The organism is Mesorhizobium sp. B2-4-2, from assembly GCF_006442845.1.
Lineage (GTDB): Bacteria > Pseudomonadota > Alphaproteobacteria > Rhizobiales > Rhizobiaceae > Mesorhizobium.
In genome coordinates this window covers 46124-63542 of the sequence record NZ_VFVM01000014.1, presented here as the reverse complement: position 1 = coordinate 63542, position 17419 = coordinate 46124, and the positions used below count along the sequence as shown (strand labels likewise).

Annotated in this window: 22 protein-coding genes; 7 read left to right on the top strand and 15 right to left on the bottom strand. The window is 62.1% G+C overall.

The window, feature by feature from the left end; genetic code table 11:
- Positions 1-61 precede the first annotated feature (61 nt).
- The 5 genes from FJ942_RS24890 to FJ942_RS24865 form a co-directional block, all read right to left on the bottom strand.
- On the bottom strand, positions 62-358 hold the full coding sequence (locus FJ942_RS24890; protein WP_140491179.1) for an HPr family phosphocarrier protein: 297 nt from the start codon (positions 356-358) through the stop codon (positions 62-64).
- The gene (locus tag FJ942_RS24885) at positions 355-756 is read right to left on the bottom strand and encodes a PTS sugar transporter subunit IIA (RefSeq protein ID WP_027032585.1); all 402 of its coding nucleotides are present in this window, start codon (positions 754-756) and stop codon (positions 355-357) included. Before FJ942_RS24885 ends, FJ942_RS24890 begins: the two co-directional genes overlap by 4 nt.
- Positions 757-920: 164 nt before the next feature.
- Positions 921-1367: an HPr kinase/phosphorylase gene (locus FJ942_RS24875; protein WP_140524428.1), complete on the bottom strand. Its 447-nt coding sequence runs from the start codon at positions 1365-1367 to the stop codon at positions 921-923.
- A 210-nt stretch (positions 1368-1577) separates the two neighbouring features.
- Entirely contained in the window at positions 1578-3362 is a 1785-nt protein-coding gene (locus FJ942_RS24870) for a sensor histidine kinase (protein WP_140491185.1), read from the bottom strand.
- 143 nt (positions 3363-3505) lie between these two features.
- Positions 3506-4207: a response regulator transcription factor gene (locus FJ942_RS24865; RefSeq protein ID WP_010912942.1), complete on the bottom strand. Its 702-nt coding sequence runs from the start codon at positions 4205-4207 to the stop codon at positions 3506-3508.
- A gap of 342 nt (positions 4208-4549) precedes the next feature.
- Between FJ942_RS24865 and FJ942_RS24860 the strand changes: the two genes are divergently transcribed.
- The 4 genes from FJ942_RS24860 (at position 4550) to FJ942_RS24845 (ending at position 7965) form a co-directional block, all read left to right on the top strand.
- Positions 4550-6160, top strand: a complete 1611-nt coding sequence (locus FJ942_RS24860) for a phosphoenolpyruvate carboxykinase (RefSeq protein ID WP_140879289.1) — start codon at positions 4550-4552, stop codon at positions 6158-6160.
- 84 nt (positions 6161-6244) lie between these two features.
- Positions 6245-6682, top strand: a complete 438-nt coding sequence (gene arfB, locus FJ942_RS24855; protein WP_140491189.1) for an alternative ribosome rescue aminoacyl-tRNA hydrolase ArfB — start codon at positions 6245-6247, stop codon at positions 6680-6682.
- Positions 6683-6771: 89 nt separating this feature from the next.
- The gene (gene lysM / locus FJ942_RS24850) at positions 6772-7245 is read left to right on the top strand and encodes a peptidoglycan-binding protein LysM (RefSeq protein ID WP_140491191.1); all 474 of its coding nucleotides are present in this window, start codon (positions 6772-6774) and stop codon (positions 7243-7245) included.
- Positions 7246-7347: 102 nt separating this feature from the next.
- Positions 7348-7965, top strand: a complete 618-nt coding sequence (locus tag FJ942_RS24845; RefSeq protein WP_140524103.1) for an alpha-ketoglutarate-dependent dioxygenase AlkB — start codon at positions 7348-7350, stop codon at positions 7963-7965.
- On the opposite strand, the gene FJ942_RS24840 is transcribed toward FJ942_RS24845, so the two are convergent.
- From FJ942_RS24840 to hisB, 10 genes are all read right to left on the bottom strand, one after another.
- Positions 7959-9551 carry a hypothetical protein gene (locus FJ942_RS24840; protein ID WP_140582995.1) on the bottom strand — a complete coding sequence of 531 codons (1593 nt, stop codon included), beginning with the start codon at positions 9549-9551 and terminating at the stop codon, positions 7959-7961. The two genes, FJ942_RS24845 and FJ942_RS24840, sit on opposite strands and share 7 nt — an antisense overlap.
- A gap of 143 nt (positions 9552-9694) precedes the next feature.
- Positions 9695-10654: a type I pantothenate kinase gene (gene coaA / locus FJ942_RS24835; RefSeq protein WP_140491197.1), complete on the bottom strand. Its 960-nt coding sequence runs from the start codon at positions 10652-10654 to the stop codon at positions 9695-9697.
- Between the two features lie 23 nt (positions 10655-10677).
- Positions 10678-11001 (bottom strand): phosphoribosyl-ATP diphosphatase, encoded by a 324-nt coding sequence (locus tag FJ942_RS24830; protein WP_140582992.1) that lies wholly within the window; start codon positions 10999-11001, stop codon positions 10678-10680.
- Between the two features lie 33 nt (positions 11002-11034).
- Entirely contained in the window at positions 11035-11829 is a 795-nt protein-coding gene (gene hisF / locus FJ942_RS24825; RefSeq protein ID WP_181168538.1) for an imidazole glycerol phosphate synthase subunit HisF, read from the bottom strand.
- Positions 11826-12662, bottom strand: coding sequence for an arginase family protein (locus tag FJ942_RS24820; RefSeq protein WP_140517745.1), 837 nt, complete (start codon positions 12660-12662; stop codon positions 11826-11828). The genes hisF and FJ942_RS24820 overlap by 4 nt, the downstream gene beginning before the upstream one ends.
- Positions 12659-13408 carry a 1-(5-phosphoribosyl)-5-[(5-phosphoribosylamino)methylideneamino]imidazole-4-carboxamide isomerase gene (gene hisA / locus FJ942_RS24815; RefSeq protein ID WP_140554570.1) on the bottom strand — a complete coding sequence of 250 codons (750 nt, stop codon included), beginning with the start codon at positions 13406-13408 and terminating at the stop codon, positions 12659-12661. The genes FJ942_RS24820 and hisA overlap by 4 nt, the downstream gene beginning before the upstream one ends.
- A 4-nt stretch (positions 13409-13412) precedes the next feature.
- On the bottom strand, positions 13413-13703 hold the full coding sequence (locus FJ942_RS24810; protein ID WP_140524112.1) for a DUF1330 domain-containing protein: 291 nt from the start codon (positions 13701-13703) through the stop codon (positions 13413-13415).
- Positions 13704-13709: 6 nt separating this feature from the next.
- Positions 13710-14360, bottom strand: coding sequence for an imidazole glycerol phosphate synthase subunit HisH (hisH, locus tag FJ942_RS24805; RefSeq protein WP_140491209.1), 651 nt, complete (start codon positions 14358-14360; stop codon positions 13710-13712).
- A 1-nt stretch (position 14361) separates the two neighbouring features.
- On the bottom strand, positions 14362-14838 hold the full coding sequence (locus FJ942_RS24800) for a DUF2628 domain-containing protein (RefSeq protein ID WP_140582989.1): 477 nt from the start codon (positions 14836-14838) through the stop codon (positions 14362-14364).
- Between the two features lie 3 nt (positions 14839-14841).
- Positions 14842-15441, bottom strand: coding sequence for an imidazoleglycerol-phosphate dehydratase HisB (gene hisB, locus FJ942_RS24795; RefSeq protein ID WP_140899268.1), 600 nt, complete (start codon positions 15439-15441; stop codon positions 14842-14844).
- A gap of 214 nt (positions 15442-15655) precedes the next feature.
- On the opposite strand from hisB, the gene hslV reads away from it, so the two are divergent.
- The 3 genes from hslV (at position 15656) to FJ942_RS24780 (ending at position 17418) form a co-directional block, all read left to right on the top strand.
- Entirely contained in the window at positions 15656-16207 is a 552-nt protein-coding gene (gene hslV, locus FJ942_RS24790; RefSeq protein ID WP_140582985.1) for an ATP-dependent protease subunit HslV, read from the top strand.
- 74 nt (positions 16208-16281) lie between these two features.
- Positions 16282-16815 (top strand): GNAT family N-acetyltransferase, encoded by a 534-nt coding sequence (locus tag FJ942_RS24785; RefSeq protein ID WP_140729486.1) that lies wholly within the window; start codon positions 16282-16284, stop codon positions 16813-16815.
- A 3-nt stretch (positions 16816-16818) separates the two neighbouring features.
- Positions 16819-17418 carry a DUF2585 domain-containing protein gene (locus tag FJ942_RS24780; RefSeq protein ID WP_140729485.1) on the top strand — a complete coding sequence of 200 codons (600 nt, stop codon included), beginning with the start codon at positions 16819-16821 and terminating at the stop codon, positions 17416-17418.
- Position 17419 lies beyond the last annotated feature (1 nt).

Sequence of the window (17419 nt, the reverse complement as noted above, 5' to 3'; positions counted from 1 at the left end):
GACGACAATGGGATATAAAGAAATCTTTATCCCTGCATGTCTTTCATGCGGAGGTAAGGGATCAGCATTCCTCGCCGAAGCGGGACGCCACCAGCTGCTCCAGCGCATTCATGACCTCAAGCGCTTCGGGACCGCTGGCGGTGACGCGAATCGAATAGCCCGGACTTGCCGCCAGCATCATCAGGCCCATGATCGAGGTGCCGCCGACCTTGACGCCGTCCTTCTCGACGTGGACCGACGCGTTGTAGCCGCTGGCGAGCTGCACGAACTTGGCCGAGGCGCGCGCGTGCAGGCCGCGTTGATTGACGATCGGAAATTCGCGGACGATCTGGTCCTTTTCCGACGACATCGTGCTCATTTGCTGCTCAGGAGCTGGCTGGCGACATTGATGTATTTGCGCCCCGCCGCCTGCGCCTCGTCGAGGGCCGCCGCCATGTTGTCGCCCTTGCGGATCGAGGATAGCTTGATCAGCATCGGCAAATTCATGCCGGCGATGACTTCGGTGCGGCCGGACTCCATCACGGAAATGGCAAGGTTCGAAGGCGTGCCGCCGAACATGTCGGTCAACACGATCACGCCCGTCCCGGTGTCGACACGGGCAACGGCATCGACGATGTCGCGCCGGCGCTGCTCCATATCGTCGTCAGCCCCGATCGCCACGGTTTCGAAATTGTCTTGTGGCCCGACGACATGTTCCACGGCATGTCGGAACTCGGTGGCCAGTTGACCGTGCGTTACAAGCACGAGTCCGATCATTCTTTGGTGGCTCCCGTCATCGCCGCTTCACAGGCGCATTTTATGCTCGCCAGCCATTCCAGGCGGCGGGAGCGCTATCTTGTCGACGCGCGGCTCGTTGACAAGCCCAAAATTGCGCCGGCCCATGCCATTTTGACGCATTGCAGCAAAAAACCCCGGTCGCATCATAGAAAAGGCGCGATCGACAGATGCGCCATCACGGCGGGCAAGGCAGCGGCAATATTGCGTTCCGCAACGTCAATCCGCGGCACCAGGCAGCCGGCGATGGTGTCGTCGGCATCCTCCTGAAAGCGTGCCACTTCGCCGGCCGGCAAAAGCCTGACATGCAGATCGATGACGGCACCCGCTTCAAACGGCACGGATCGCGGACCAAGCCCGGGCACCTCGACCAGGCCCTCGATCGCGGCGGGCGCGCGGCACACCAGCCGTCCCGCATGTGCCATGACGAAAAGCTGGTCGTCGCCGACGAGCCGTGAGAACAAGCCTCGCGGGTGGCAATGGTCAATGAGCGCCAGCGCCAGCGTCGTCTTGCCCGAACCGGATGCGCCGCTGACGAGAACGCCGCGCTCGCCGATCAGGATGGCCGTTGCGTGGATGTTTTCAGGCTGCATGAGCGTGCCCGCTTGTGTATTTCGGAAATCCTGATCCAACGCCGTCATCCCGAGGATCTGCAGGTCTTCCAATAGTGTTCGCACCATAGCCACGCTGTGCGGCGGGTCCTCGAGACAAGCCCGAGGATGACGGCCGTAAGGCCGCGATATCCGGGATCATTTTTGCATGAGGCATGATCTGATCCGAAAACCGGTTCCCACTTTTCGGGATCATGCTTCGGCCGGCAGCGTAACCACGAAGCGGGCGCCCTTGATCTCGCCTGGCTTGGTGCCGGGGATGTTCTCGGCGGTCAGCGTGCCGCCATGGGCCTCGACGATCTGCCTGGATATCGACAGGCCAAGGCCTGAATTCTGGCCGAACGCCTCGCCGGCGGGCCGGTCGGTGTAGAAGCGTTCGAAGATGCGGTCGATGTTGTCGGCGCGGATGCCGGGACCATTGTCATCGACGGTGAGGATGTTGAACTTGCCGGTGCGCGCCAGCGACAGGATGATGTGGCCGCGCTCCTCTGGCACGAAGGAGCGGGCGTTCTCGATCAGGTTGGTGATGACCTGGCCGATGCGCAGGTCGTGGCCGACGACGAAATAGCCCTTGACGCCCTGCGGCAGCTTGGCGACCCTGAGCTCGATCTCGACCGCCTTCTTGTTGCGCGTCGTTTCACGCGAGACGGCGACGAGGTCGGTGATGAACTTCTTCAGGTCCACGGTCCCCGCGTCATCCCGCGCCAGCTCGGCGTCGAGACGGGAGGCATCCGAAATGTCGGTGATGAGGCGGTCCAGCCGCCTGACGTCGTGCTGGATGATCTCCATCAGCCGGCTGCGCGAATTGTCGTTCTTGGCCAGCGGCAAGGTCTCCACCGCGCTGCGCAGCGAGGTCAGCGGGTTCTTCAATTCATGGGAAACATCGGCGGCGAAGCTCTCGATCGCCTCGATGCGCGCATAGAGCGCGTTCGTCATGTCGCGCACGGCAATCGACAGATTGCCGATCTCGTCCTGCCGGTCGGAGAAATCAGGGATTTCCTCGCGGCTCTTGACGCCGCGCCGCACCCGCACGGCCGCCGCCGACAGCCGGCGCAGCGGATTGGCGATGGTGGAGGCCAGAAGCATCGACAGGATGGCGGTGACGAGCGCCGCGATGCCAAAGACGCGCAGGATCGCCTTGCGTTCGGCGGCGACGATCTTATCGATGTCGCCGCCTTCGGTCGACAGCATCAACACGCCGAGAACGGCGCGGAAGCGCTGGATCGGCACCGCGACGGAAACGATCTGCTCGCCCTGTTCGCTGATCCGGACGATGGTCGACGGGCTGCCGGTCAGCGCCTTGACCACTTCCGGGAAGGCGGCGCCATTGCCGCCCGGCTGCTCGTGATAGACCGGCAGATCGGTGTTGCGGAAGAAGTCGAAGATGAACTTCTGGATGCGTTCGACAAGGTCGGGCTCTTCCTCGTCGACCGGGGGCAGATCGTACCGAAGGATCTGGCCGCGCGAATAGAGATGGCGCGAATCGAGCAGCAAATTGGCGTCGCGGTCGTAGATGCGGGCGCGGGTGCGGGTCGGCGAGATCAGCCGGCGCAGCACCGGGGCGACGCGCTCGGGATTGATCGGGAAATCCAGATTGTCGAGCTGGTCGGAGCCCGGTCCCAGGCTTTCGCCGGCCTGCAGCTCAAGCAGCTTTTCCGGATCGATGCTGATCGAATCGGTCTCGACCGTCGCCGAGGCGGCGATCGCGCCGGCGATGATCTCGCCCTGGGTCATCAGGCTTTCGACGCGGGCGTCGATCAGCCCGTCGCGGAAGGTGTTGAGATAGAGAATGCCGGTGACCAGGACTGCGAGGCCGGCGAGATTGAGGAAGAGGATACGCCGCGTCAGGCTGGAAAAGATGTGATGGCCGAGGAAGCGGCGCATGGGCACGGTGAGCTTCGACAGGAACGCGGGCATGATGCGCGCCGGCCGCCTTGCAACGCCCGCCGATCTGCTCCGCTGTGCTTCCACTGCCATCGAACAGCAGTTCCCTGCTTAGTATTAGTGAGTAGCGGGTAGCGAATAGAGAAATGGTTGGCTGAGATCACGGCGATGCACGGGTGGCCGCTCGCACCATTCAAAACTGACTACCGACTATTCTCTATTGCCTACCCGCCTATTCACGCCTCGCGGAACCGGTATCCGACTCCGTAAAGGGTTTCGATCATCTCGAAGTCGTCGTCGACGGCCTTGAACTTCTTGCGCAGCCGCTTGATGTGGCTGTCGATGGTACGGTCGTCAACATAGACCTGCTCATCATAAGCCGAATCCATCAGCGCATCACGACTTTTTACGACGCCGGGGCGCTGTGCCAGCGAATGCAGGATCAGGAATTCGGTGACGGTGAGCGTCACCGGTTCGCCTTTCCAGGTGCAGGTGTGGCGTTCCTGGTCCATGACGAGCTGGCCGCGCTCGAGCGAGCGCGCCTGCTGGCTGGGCGCTTTTGCCGCGGCCTCACGGGCGCTGGCACGACGCAACACCGCGCGCACCCGCTCGACCAGCAAACGCTGCGAGAAGGGTTTGCGGATGAAGTCGTCGGCGCCCATCTTGAGGCCGAACAGCTCGTCGATCTCGTCGTCCTTGGAGGTCAGGAAGATGACCGGCAGGTCGGATTTCTGGCGCATCCGGCGCAAGAGTTCCATGCCGTCCATGCGCGGCATCTTGATGTCGAGGATGGCGAGATTCGGCGGGCGCGCCGCCAGGCCTTCCAGCGCGGACGCACCATCCGTGTAGGTTTCGACGCGATAGCCTTCCGATTCGAGGGCGATCGACACCGAGGTCAGAATGTTGCGGTCGTCATCGACAAGCGCGATTGTTGCCATTTCAAGCGGCTCCCTCATGAGCTGTCCCTTCTTTGGTAGAGAAGGGGCTTTTGCAGGACAAATTAGGTACAAAATGTGGCATAGGCCTTCGCCGCTGTCACGGGCGGCATGCCGGCGGCCACGATCGCACCTCGATATGGATTGGACGAACCAGCGCCGCCAATCCTTTGGGCAACCACGAAACTTTTTGCACATATAAACGATTTAAACAACTTTCAAAATATTTAAATCGATTAATGATTTGATATCATTCGGCTTTTCTGGTTCTGACCATCTAAGCTCGCGTAGTGGGCGTGCCGGAAAGGCGCCGGCAAAGATGCGCAAATCGGAGAAGGGTCATCCATGTCGGAAGTCGGCAAACGCAATCCTGCCTGCGCGATCGATCGTATCGGTCTCAGAACCTCTGGCCTGGTGCGCTACAATTTCGGGGCGCCCGCCCTCTACGAGGAATCGATCAGGCGCGGCGAAGCGCGGCTGACCGCGCACGGCGCGCTGGTCGCCGAAACAGGCCAGCACACCGGCCGTTCGCCCAAGGACAAGTTCGTCGTCCGCGACGGCGCCACCGAGAATGACATCTGGTGGGACAACAACAAGGCGATCTCGCCGGACCAGTTCGAGACGCTGCTCGAAGAGTTCCGGGCGCACGCCGCGGACAAGGATCTCTACGTGCAGGACCTTGTCGGCGGCGCAGACCATGAGCTGAAGCTGCCCACCAGGGTCATCACCGAGTTTGCCTGGCATTCGCTGTTCATCCGCAACCTGCTGATCCGTCCGGAAGCCGCGGAGCTCGACCATTTCGTGCCCGAGATGACGATCATCGACCTGCCCTCCTTCCGCGCCGACCCCGCCCGCCACGGCACCCGCACTGAAACCGTGATCGCCGTCGACCTCACCCGCAAGATCGTCCTGATCGGCGGCACTTCCTATGCCGGCGAGATGAAGAAATCGGTGTTCACAATGCTGAACTACCTGCTGCCGGCCAAGGGCGTGATGCCGATGCACTGCTCGGCCAATGAGGGCCCTGGCGGCGACGCCGCGATTTTCTTCGGCCTGTCGGGCACCGGCAAGACGACGCTGTCGGCCGATCCGTCGCGCACGCTGATCGGCGACGACGAGCACGGCTGGGGGCCGCACGGCATCTTCAATTTCGAAGGCGGCTGCTATGCCAAGACCATCAAGCTGTCGGCGGAAGCGGAGCCTGAGATCTTCGCCACCACGCAGCGCTTCGGCACGGTGCTGGAGAACGTCGTTCTCGACGCCCATGGCGTGCCGGATTTCGACGACGGCCGGCTCACCGAGAACACGCGCTGCGCCTATCCGCTCGACTTCATACCCAATGCCAGCAAGACGGGGCGCGCCGGCCATCCCCGGAACATCATCATGCTGACCGCCGACGCTTTCGGCGTGATGCCGCCGATCGCACGACTGACCCCGGCGCAGGCGATGTATCATTTCCTGTCCGGCTACACGGCCAAGGTGGCCGGAACGGAGAAGGGCGTGACCGAGCCCGAAGCGACGTTCTCGACCTGTTTCGGCGCGCCGTTCATGCCGCGCCATCCCTCGGAATATGGCAATCTGCTGCGCGAGCTGATCGCGCAGCACGGTGCCGATTGCTGGCTGGTCAACACCGGCTGGACTGGCGGCGCCTACGGCACAGGCAGGCGGATGCCGATCAAAGCGACGCGCGCGCTGCTTGCCGCGGCACTCGACGGCTCTCTGAAGACGACCGGTTTCCGTACCGACGCCAATTTCGGTTTCGAGGTGCCGGTGGCGGTGCCGGGCGTCGACGCCGCCATCCTCGACCCGCGATCGACCTGGGCCGACAAATCCGCTTATGACCGGCAAGCGGCAAGGCTGGTCGGCATGTTCGCCGTCAATTTCGAGAAGTTCGAAAACCATGTCGACGCCTCCGTCCTCGGCGCGGCGCCGCACATGCGGGAAGCGGCGGAATAATCGCCCGCCAGGCTCAGCCATCCTCGCAAGGCCCGGTCCCGATCGGGCCTTTTCTTTTTTCGTGCGCCGCGCCATGACTGCGGCATGACGAGCGACGACACAATCATCATTGCCGACGATGCCGTGATCCATCCGGGTGATCTGCACGAGGATTTCATCCGCTCCTCCGGCCCCGGCGGGCAGAACGTCAACAAGGTGGCGACGGCGGTGCAGCTGCGCTTCGATGCACGCAACGCACCCGGCCTGTCGGAGCGCGTGCGCGAACGCACGATCAGGCTTGCCGGCCAGCGCGCCACCAAGGACGGCGTCATCGTCATCGAAGCCGGACGCTTCCGCACGCAGGAGCAGAACCGGGCGGATGCACGGGCGCGGCTGACGGCGCTGGTCGCCAAGGCGGCCGAGCCGCCACCGCCGCCGCGCAAGAAGACGAGACCGTCGAAAGGCGCGGTCGAACGGCGGCTGAAGAGCAAGGCCGGACGCGGCACCATCAAGAAACTGCGCGGCCGGGTAGAGAACGATTAAGCAACACACCAATCGCGCGCGTGAACCCGCTTTCAATTTCGCTTTGCAGATGCAAGGTTTACTCATTGCCACAGCAAGGAGACCTGGAGATGGGTATGTTCGATTTCGTCAAGAGCGTCGGCAAAAAGCTCGGCATAGGCGGTGACGAGGAAGCGGCACCCAGCGCCGATACGCTCAAGAAAGAACTCGATTCGCACAAGCTCGGTACCGACGGCGTGCAGGTCGTCGTCCAGGGCGACACGGCGGTGCTGAAGGGCGTGGTCAAGGACCAGTCGGTTTTCGAAAAGGCGGTCATCGCCGTCGGCAACACGCTAGGCGTCTCCAAGGTGCAGGCGGACGAGTTGCAGGTCGCGCCGGCCTCCGGTTCGGCGGCGGCCGCGGCCAAGGAACCGACCTTCTACACCGTCCAGAAGGGCGACAATCTCTGGAAGATCGCCGAGAAAAGCTATGGCAAGGGCAAGGGCGCCAAGAACACGGTCATCTTCGAGGCCAACAAGCCGATGCTGACCCATCCCGACAAGATCTATCCGGGGCAGGTCCTTCGCATTCCAGACCTCACCTGATCAAGGAGACGCGAATTTTTCGGGAACGGCGGCTTTCGGGTCGCCGTTTTCATTTTCAGATGGCATGCTCGAACCGACGAAACGGAGCTAGCGACCGACCTCATGCTCGTTCTGCCCAAGGGCGTCCGCCACATGCCGGCCTATCTGTCCCGCGACGTGCAGGAGGCGCTGGTGGAGGATGTGAGAGGCATCGTCCAGCAGGCGCCGCTATTCGTGCCGGCCATGCCGCGCACCGGCAAGGAAATGAGCGTGCGCATGACCAATTGCGGCCCGCTCGGCTGGGTCACCGACAAGGAACGCGGCTATCGCTACCAGCCGACGCACCCCGTGACAGGGACGCCGTGGCCGCCGATCCCGGATGTGCTGATGCGGTTGTGGCGAGAGGTCTCGGCCTACCCGCACCCGCCGCAGGCATGCCTGGTCAATTTCTACGCGCCGGATGCGAAGATGGGTCTGCATCAGGACCGCGACGAGGAGGATTTCTCAGCACCCGTCGTCTCGGTCTCGCTGGGCGACGACTGCCTGTTCAGGGTCGGCCAGACGACGCGCGAGGGGGCGACCCGGTCGTTCCGGCTGAAGAGCGGCGACGTCGTCGTGCTCGGCGGCGAAGGACGCCTCTGCTTTCACGGCGTCGACCGCATCTACCCCTCGACCTCGGCGCTGCTGAAAAATGGCGGCAGGATCAATCTGACGCTGCGGCGGGTGACGAGGGGTCAGTGAGCACTGCTGCGCCGCGCATAGACCTCGATGTAGTCTCCTAGCGCGATCTCTTCGTAATTGCTCATCAAGGCCTGGAAGTCAGCGTTCTGACGCATCCAGGTAGTCCATATTGGAGGATAATTCGCCGCCAACGACAACACGGATTTCTTCTTGTCCAAGCGATCGACAAGGATGATGTCCGGCTTGTTGTCGCGGATCAAGGAGTTGACATAAAGCGTATAGTTGTCGAGGTCGTGCCGCGCTATTCGTTCGTCTTCGCCGTGATAGTTGCCTTTCATCAAACCCCAAAGCGCATGGGCGCCAACCCAATCATGAGCGTAGGCTGAAAGCCAACGGCCATTGACCATCCTCGCCAGCGGATTCCCGACGGAAAGATCCGAACTGACCTGAACAATGGACGGCGAGGAGTATCGGGCCTTGATTGCATCGACCAGGCTCTTTTCCGGCATCTGGTAAAACTGGTGGTGCGTTACCGTGAGAGCGACAACCACAGCAAAGGCGGCGCTAGAATGAAGTCTCGCATTGGCGCGCTCCGAGGCCGCTTCTTCTCCTGAAAGCGCGAGCACTTTTTGCCGTCGCGATGCAACAGCCAACAGCATCGCGACCAGCAACGCAAGCTGATACGGATACTGGTGATTGGGCCAATATTTGCCAAGATATGCCATTGAGACAAAGAAGCCTGCGCCACTTGTTACCGCAATTGCCACATCACTTCGCCAAGCAGATTTCCGCATCTGGAAGGCTATAAAAACGACGAACACCGCAAAGGTCGGCAGCGCCAACAGAATATTTATGTTGGCCCGCAGACTGACATAGTAGCGCATCAGCAAAGGCAAGAACGTATCAAGAAATTCTGGGAACCATATTCGCACGCTGGCGAGATACCCCGTGCAGATCGCGCCTATGACGATATTCTCAACAGTCAGGCAGGCCAGAAGCGACCGCCTTCGCCAGGCGATGACAAGATAAGGCAGTGCGATGCCAAGTGCCCAGTGGGGCTTAACGAGCAGCAACACGCTTGCCGCCAGCCCAACGGTGAATGCAAGTGCAAATGGTATATGCTGGCCTGGACTATCGTTGGAACGCCACATCATCAGGAACAGCATCGGCATGAACAGCATCATACCGATATGCTCGCGTTGTCCGAAAATATTCCCTGGCATGATCAGAAGCAGAACCGCGAGCATGGGATAGACCCACTGGGTTCTGAGATCGACAAAGATCCTGCCTTTCTCGATCACAAGGGCCGACAACAAAATCGAAACGACGAAGATAAGATAGATGAAATATTCGATCGCCAATTCCGGCGAAATTCCCAACCTATGGGACAACCACACTGGTCCGATATACAGAGCGACCGAAAAAGGCGGGTTGGTTTCTAAAATGTCGACATAGAGTTTCTGACCAGAAAAAATCTTCTCGCAGATAATGATTATCCAACTCACATCGGTGTTGTCACCCGCTGTCCAAGGCATGAAAAAGGAGATCACGACGACCAGTCCAACGAGCGAGAATTGCCGCAGACTGCCGATACGGTACTGGGATGCGACCATCGCATCGAACGTTCTTGCGCCCGACAAGCTCATATGATTGCCTCTAAAAGGACGAGCCTCCGCAAAAGATTAAAGGTCATGATCGAAACTGGGACAGAGGCATAGCTGCTTGCGATCCCATTAAGATTGCATCGGAAACTAGCTCGGATAGCCTAAAGTGCCGTTAATCGCGCCAGCTAAAGCTTGCGCAGCGCCACTTCCTCGACCAGGTGGTCGGCGCCTTTGCGCAGGATCAAGTCGGCGCGGGCGCGTGTCGGCAGGATGTTTTCGCGCAGGTTCTTCAGGTTGATGTTGGTCCACAGGCCTTCGGCAATCGCCCGTGCCGAATCCTCCGACAGTTGCGAATAGCGATGGAAGAACGATTCCGGATTGCGGAAAGCGGTCTCGCGCAGCCGCATGAAGCGGGAAATGTACCATTCGTGGATCAGCTTCTCGTCGGCATCGATGTAGATGGCGAAGTCGAAGAAGTCGGACAGGAAAGGCACGATCTTGCCGTCCTGCGGCAGCTTGCCCGGCTGCAGCACATTGATGCCCTCGAAGATCAGGATGTCGGGCCGGTCGATGGTGACGAACTCGCCGGGGATGACGTCATAGGTGAGGTGCGAATAGACCGGCGCGCGGATATCTGGCAGCGCCGACTTGATGCCCGAGAGGAAGCGCAGCAGCGCGCCGACGTCGTAGCTGTCGGGAAAGCCCTTGCGCTCCATCAGGTTTTCGCGGCGCAGTACCTCGTTGGGCAGCAGGAAACCGTCGGTGGTGATGAGATCGACCTTGGGGCTGGACGGCCAGCGCGCGAGCAGCTCCTTCAGTACGCGCGCCGTGGTCGATTTGCCGACCGCGACCGAACCGGCGATGCCGATGATGAAGGGCGTCTTGACCACGTCCGAGGCGTTGAAGAAAGCCTGGCGCTGCCGGAACAGCAGCTGGCTGGCCTCGACATGTGCCGACAGAAGCCGCGACAGCGACAGATAGATGCGCTTGACCTCTTCGAGATCGATTGGATCGTTCAGCGACCGCAGGCGGCGGAATTCATCCTCACTCAGCGTCAGCGGCGTGTCGGCGCGGAATTGCGACCATTGCTCGGCCGAGAAGAAACGAAAAGGGGAATATTTCTCGGTCGGTGCGAGCTGATCCATCGAGATTCCTGCCCTCCTCGCGGTCAGCGCTTGGACCGTGACGCCTTCTCGGCGATGCCCGAACGCCCGGTGCGGCTTTCGAGCTCCCTAAGCACGTCGTCCAGCGGCACACCCGAAATGCCGAGAACGACGAGCCAATGATATATAAGATCGGCACTTTCCGAAACGAGCGCCTGTTTGTCACTCTTGATGGCGGCAATCACCGTCTCGACCGCCTCTTCGCCGAGCTTCTGCGCCGCCTTCTCGATGCCGCGCGCGTAAAGCTTGGCGGTCCACGAGTCCGGATCGCCGGAATGGGCGCGTTCGCTGACGATTGTCTCCAGGTCGGAGAGTGAAAACTCAGTCATCGCGCCTTGGCCCTGTTTCTTAGCCGCAAGCCTCTAGGGCCGATCGCCCGAGGAGTCCAGCCGCATCGGCAGGCCGGCTTGCGCCATATGGGCCTTGGCCTCGGCGATCGTATAGGTGCCGAAATGGAAGATGGAGGCCGCCAGCACGGCACCTGCATGACCGTCGCGAATGCCTTCGACCATATGGTCGAGCGTGCCGACACCGCCCGAAGCGATCACCGGGGCGCGCACCGCGTCCGATACCGCGCGGGTCAGCGCGATGTCGTAACCGGCCTTGGTGCCGTCGCGGTCCATCGAGGTCAACAGGATCTCGCCGGCACCGCGATCGACCATTTTGCGGGCGAATTCGATCGCATCCATGCCGGTTTTTTCCCGTCCGCCGTGGGTGAAGATCTCCCAGCGGTCGGCCTCGCCGGCGCCCGACACTTTCTTGGCGTCGATGGCGACGACGATGCACTGGTTGCCAAACTTGTCGGCGGCCTCGGCGACGAAATCCGGGTTCTTGACCGCCGCCGTGTTGATCGACACCTTGTCGGCGCCGGCCAGGAGCAATTTCCTGATATCGGCGACCTGGCGTACGCCGCCGCCGACGGTGAGCGGCATGAAACATTGCTCGGCCGTGCGGGCGACGACATCGAAGATGGTCTCGCGATTGTCCGATGACGCGGTGATGTCGAGGAAGCAAAGCTCGTCGGCGCCAGCCGCGTCATAGGCCTTGGCGGCCTCGACCGGGTCGCCGGCATCGACGAGATCGACGAAGTTGACGCCCTTGACGACGCGGCCGCCCTTGACGTCGAGACAGGGGATGACGCGGGCTTTCAGCATCAGCGGCCTTCTATCGTGGCTATGAGATCGTTGAGCAGCTGCCCGACCAGCGGCGGCACATCGGCCTGCGCATCGAAAGCCGGATCGTAGGCGGAAACGGTGATGCCGACGATCGGCACCGCAAGCGCCATAGCGCAGGTCGCGTCGCGCAATTGTTCCGGGTTCGGCCCGCCCGGCGCTACATAGCGGTTGGCCTGCAGCGCCTCAGGGTCGTGCACGTCGAGATCGAGATGCAAGTGCACGCGTTTAGCGCCGGCGACCTTGAGTTTTTCGGTTGCCGCTGCCGCTCCCGGACATTCCGTGCGGATCACCGGCAATGCCTCCAGAAGCTGTTTCTCGTCCGGGTCGAGATCGCGAGCGTTGACGAGCACGCAGCGCGACGGATCGATCGGCTGGAAGCCAGGAATTGCCGCCGCCATCGGGCGCCAGCACAGGCCAAGCACGGTGGCCAGCGCCATGCCGTCGAGAAAGCCATATGTGGATGTCTCGGGCGTGTTGAGGTCGCCATGCTGGTCGGCCCAGATGATCGCGTCTGCGCCCTCGCCGGCGACGGCGCCGGCTGATGTCAGGCAGTTTCCGGCCAGCACGATGGGAAAACGTCCTCTGTCGCGGGCGATGCGGACCTCGCCTGAAACGGCGTTGCAGACGGCGAAACCGGTGGCGATCTCACGCTCCTGGGCATCGCCGACCTTGCCGATGTCCTCGACCGCGACATCGTGGCCGGCCATGGTCAGGGCTTCGACCAATCCGCCCGCAATCAGCGCGTCCGGCCCCTGGCCCATGCCGCCATGATAATGGCCGCTGTCATAGGAGGCCAGGATGATCGAGACTTTCAAGATCGCATCTCCACCGGGGGCGCGCCTTTCAGGATCGCCAATGCTTCGGCCGGATCGATGCGGCCGTCGTAAAGCGCGCGGCCGGAGATCGCGCCTTCGAGCTTTTGCGCGTCGGGCATGGTCATGCGCACGATGTCGGCGACCGAGGCGAGGCCGCCAGAGGCGATGACGGGGATCGACACGGCGTCGGCGAGGCTGATCGTGGCATCCCAGTTGATGCCGGTCAGCACGCCATCGCGGTCGATGTCGGTGTAGATGATGGCGGCGACGCCGGCGCCCTCGAATTTCCTGGCCAGTTCGACGACGCCAAGGCTCGACGCCTGGGCCCAGCCCTCGACCGCCACCTTGCCGCCCTTGGCGTCGATGCCGACGGCGACCCTGCCCGGAAAGGCCTTGCAGGCCTGCCTGACCAGGTCCGGATCGCGCACGGCCACCGTGCCGAGGATGACACGGGCCAGTCCGCGGTCGAGCCAGTCCTCGATCTGCTCGAGCGTGCGGATGCCGCCGCCGAGCTGCACCGGGTTCTTGGTCGCCTTGAGGATGGCGCCGACCGCGGCGCTGTTGACGCTCTGACCCTGGAAGGCGCCATTGAGGTCGACGACATGCAGCCATTCGAAGCCCTGCTCTTCAAATGCCTTTGCCTGGGCGGCCGGGTCGTCGTTGTAGATGGTCGCGGTCGCCATGTCGCCGTGCCTGAGGCGCACGCACTGGCCGTCCTTGAGGTCGATTGCCGGAAACAGGATCATTTTCTCAGGCGCCTTCGACAATGACAAAATGGCCGGTCGAGGCGGCAAGCCGGAATTTAGAGGCCTGCTGATATTCCGGCGAATGATAGCATTCGACCGCCCTGGCGTAGGATTCGAACTCGACCAAGACGTGGCGGTTGCCGGTTGGCCCTTCCGGGCTCTCGTGGCGTCCCGCCCGCACGACGAATTTCGCGCCGTACTTGGCGAAGGCAACGGCATTCGCCTCGATATACCGCTTGTACAGATCGGGATCGCGAACATCGATCATCGCCATCCAATAGCCCTTCTTGCTCATGGCTCCTCAAGGCCTCCAGCGCAGGAAATTGGTGATCAGGGCGAGGCCCAGCGCCTGGCTCTTCTCTGGGTGGAACTGCGTGCCGACGAGATTGTCGCGGGCGACGGTCGCCGTTACCGGGCCGCCATAGTCGGCGATCGCCAGCACCTCGTCGGGCTTGCGCGCATCGAGATGATAGGAATGGACGAAATAGGCGTGCAGGCCGGTTGGCCCGGTTGGAACGCCGGAGAACAGCGGATGCTTGCGCATCAGCTCGATCGTGTTCCAGCCGATCTGCGGGATCTTCAGTGCCGGATCGGCCGGCGTGATCTCCTTCACGTCACCTGATATCCAGCCAAAGCCATCGGTGATCGTCTTTTCGAGGCCCCGCTGGGACATCAGCTGCATGCCGACGCAGATGCCGAGGAATGGACGCCCCTTGGCGATGGCGACTTCCTCGACAGCTTCCCACATGCCGGGGACGGCACGCAGGCCGGCCGCGCAATCGGCATAGGCGCCGACGCCGGGCAGCACGATGCGGTCGGCCGTACGCACCCGCTCGGCGTCGGCGGTCAGGTCGATGCCGGCGGCGATGCCCGCCTCGCGCGCCGCGCGCTCGAAGGCCTTGGTGGCCGAGCGCAAATTGCCCGAGCCGTAATCGATGATCGCAACGCGCATGTCAGCGTCTTCCCGGAATGTGGGTCAGCCCCAGCGCCATGCCCGGCTGCGCCGGGCGCGCCAGGGCGGCGTCCGGCACCATGCGTGGCGCAGGCTCGGCTTCATCCGCATGTCGCTCGGCCTCCAGGGCAAAGCGCGCATCGGCATCGTCGAGCCAACCGGCTTCGACCACCCCCCATTCGCGCCAGCCGCGGCGGCGGAGTGCCGCGATGCGCAGCGCCTGTCCTTCCAGCCCGACATAGAGCGAGACAAGCAGGGACAGCAGCGAGCCGGCCAACCCGAGACCGAGCCTTTCACCAAGCATCGAAAGCACCGCCATGACAATGAAGGTGAGTGCCGCTTCGATCCACAGCCGATGCCAGGCGAACCACAGCGGCGGCACCAGCAGGCCGAGCCAGGTGAAGCCGTCGCGGACAAGGGCCGTCGCATCGGCTTTTTCGCCAAGGCCTGGCGGTTCCATCACGACATAGCTGGCCATGACCTATCCCTTCAACGATCCCTTGGTGGAGGGAACCGCGTCCGGCTGGCGCGGGTCGCGCTCCAGCGCTGCCCGCAGCGCACGCGCCACCGCCTTGAAGCAGGTTTCGGTGATGTGGTGGTTGTTGGCGCCATAGTGATTGGTGACATGCAACGTGATGCCAGCGTTCTGTGCCAGCGCCTGGAAGAATTCGCGCACCAGCTCGGTGTCGAAGGTGCCGATCTTGGGCGAGGAAAACGAAACGTTCCACACCAGGAAGGGACGGCCAGAGACATCGATCGCCGCGCGCGTCAGCGTCTCGTCCATGGCAAGATCGATCGAGGCATAGCGCATGATGCCGCGCCGCTCGCCCAGCGCCTTGGCCAGCGCTTGGCCGAGCGCGATGCCGGTGTCCTCGACCGTGTGGTGGTCGTCTATGTGCAGGTCGCCCTTGGCCCGAACGGTCATGTCGATCAGCGAATGGCGCGAAAGCTGGTCGAGCATATGATCGAAGAAGCCGACGCCGGTCACGATGTCCGATTTGCCGGAGCCGTCGACATGGACCGACACGGCAATGTCGGTTTCCCTGGTCTTGCGGCTGATTTCGGCGGAACGGGGCGACATGGCCTTGTCCTTGTCCGTGAGTTTAAGCGCTTCAGGCGTTTCGCCTGCTTGAAAACGAAAGCCTTCTAGCAGCATGATCCGGCGATTGCCAGTTGCCATCCGGGTCGGTATCGAGCGTTTGCAATCACCGCCCCCATGCATACATATGGGCCGATCAAAGTCACTCGTACCGCGCCGATCGCCTTTTTAGGGATGGCGCGAATCGGAGCAGCAAATGTCCAATGAACTGACCATGCACGCCACGACCATCGTGACGGTACGCAAGGGCAACAAGGTGGTGATCGCCGGCGACGGCCAGGTCAGCCTTGGCCAGACCATCATGAAGGGCAATGCCCGGAAGGTGCGCCGCATCGGCAAGGATGGCAACGTGATCGCCGGTTTCGCCGGCGCAACGGCGGACGCCTTCACGCTTCTGGAGCGGCTCGAGGCCAAGCTCGAACAATATCCCGACCAGTTGACGCGCGCCTGCGTCGAACTCGCCAAGGACTGGCGCACCGACCGCTATCTGCGCCGGCTGGAAGCGATGATGCTGGTGGCCGACAAGTCGGTCTCGCTGGCGCTGACCGGCACCGGCGACGTGCTCGAGCCCGAGCATGGCGTCATGGCCATCGGTTCAGGCGGCAATTATGCGCTGGCTGCGGCCCGCGCCTTGATGGACACAGACAAGGATGCCGAGGAGATCGCGCGCAAGGCGATGCAGATCGCCTCCGACATCTGCGTCTACACCAACAACAATTTCGTCGTCGAAACACTCGATGCCGCCTGAAACAGGCCGGCGTCCATGATCCCGATCCGAAAGACCGCGCAAGCGAAAAATGGAGGCCGGCTTCGGAGAAGATCATGGAAAGACACGACCATAGCTACGATTTTCGGCCGGTGACCCAGAAGGACCTGCCGATGATCGCCGGCTGGCTCGCCGAACCGCATGTCGCTCAGTGGTGGGACGATCCCGAGACGGAAATCGCCGAGATTCGCGATCATATCGATTCGATTTCCGTCGAGCCGCTGATCGTGGAACTCGACGGCACGCCGATCGCTTACCTGCAAAGCTACGATCCACACCTGGAAGAAGACCACCCTTATGCCGACCAGCCGTTCGGGACGCTCGGCATCGACCTGTCGATCGGCCGGCCGGAACTGGTCGGCATCGGCCATGGTTCGGCGATCGTGCGGCAGTTCGTCGAGCAGTTGTTCGAGGAAGGCGTGCCGCGCGTCATCATCGATCCCGATCCATCCAATGGCCGCGCCATCCGCGCCTATGAAAAGGCGGGATTCCGGGCAATTGGTCGCCGGCAATCCAGATATGGCGACGTCTTGCTGATGGCTATCGATGCGCACGACACGCAAGCGGACAACGGGGAAGCGGGGAATTAACGGATGAACGCAGTTGGCGAGGACAGCACGCTCTCGGCCTATGAAGACAGCTGGCGGATGGGGCTTCTGCTCGTGCTCGCCCTGGTCATTTTCCAGGCCGGAGCCCTCTATGGCATGGGGCATCCGCCGATCTGCACCTGCGGTTATGTCAAACTATGGCACGGCGTGGTGAACAGTTCCGAGAATTCCCAGCATATATCGGACTGGTACACGTTCTCGCACATCATCCACGGCTTCCTGTTCTATGCGCTGGCCAGGTTCCTGTTTCCGCGTTCGCCGGTCGGCTTGCGGCTGGCTTTCGCCGTCTTCATAGAAGGCGGCTGGGAGCTGATCGAGAACAGCCCGTTCATCATAGAGCGCTACCGCGCCGGCACCATCTCGCTCGACTATTACGGCGACAGCATCATCAATTCGGTGTCGGACACGCTGGCCATGGTGCTGGGATTTGTGATGGCGCGAAGGCTACCTATATGGGTGGTCGTCAGCCTCGCCATCCTTTTCGAACTGGGTACGGGCTACCTTATCCGGGACAATCTGACACTCAACGTGATCATGCTGCTGCATCCGTTCGAGGCCATCAAGCAGTGGCAAAGTGGAATTTAGT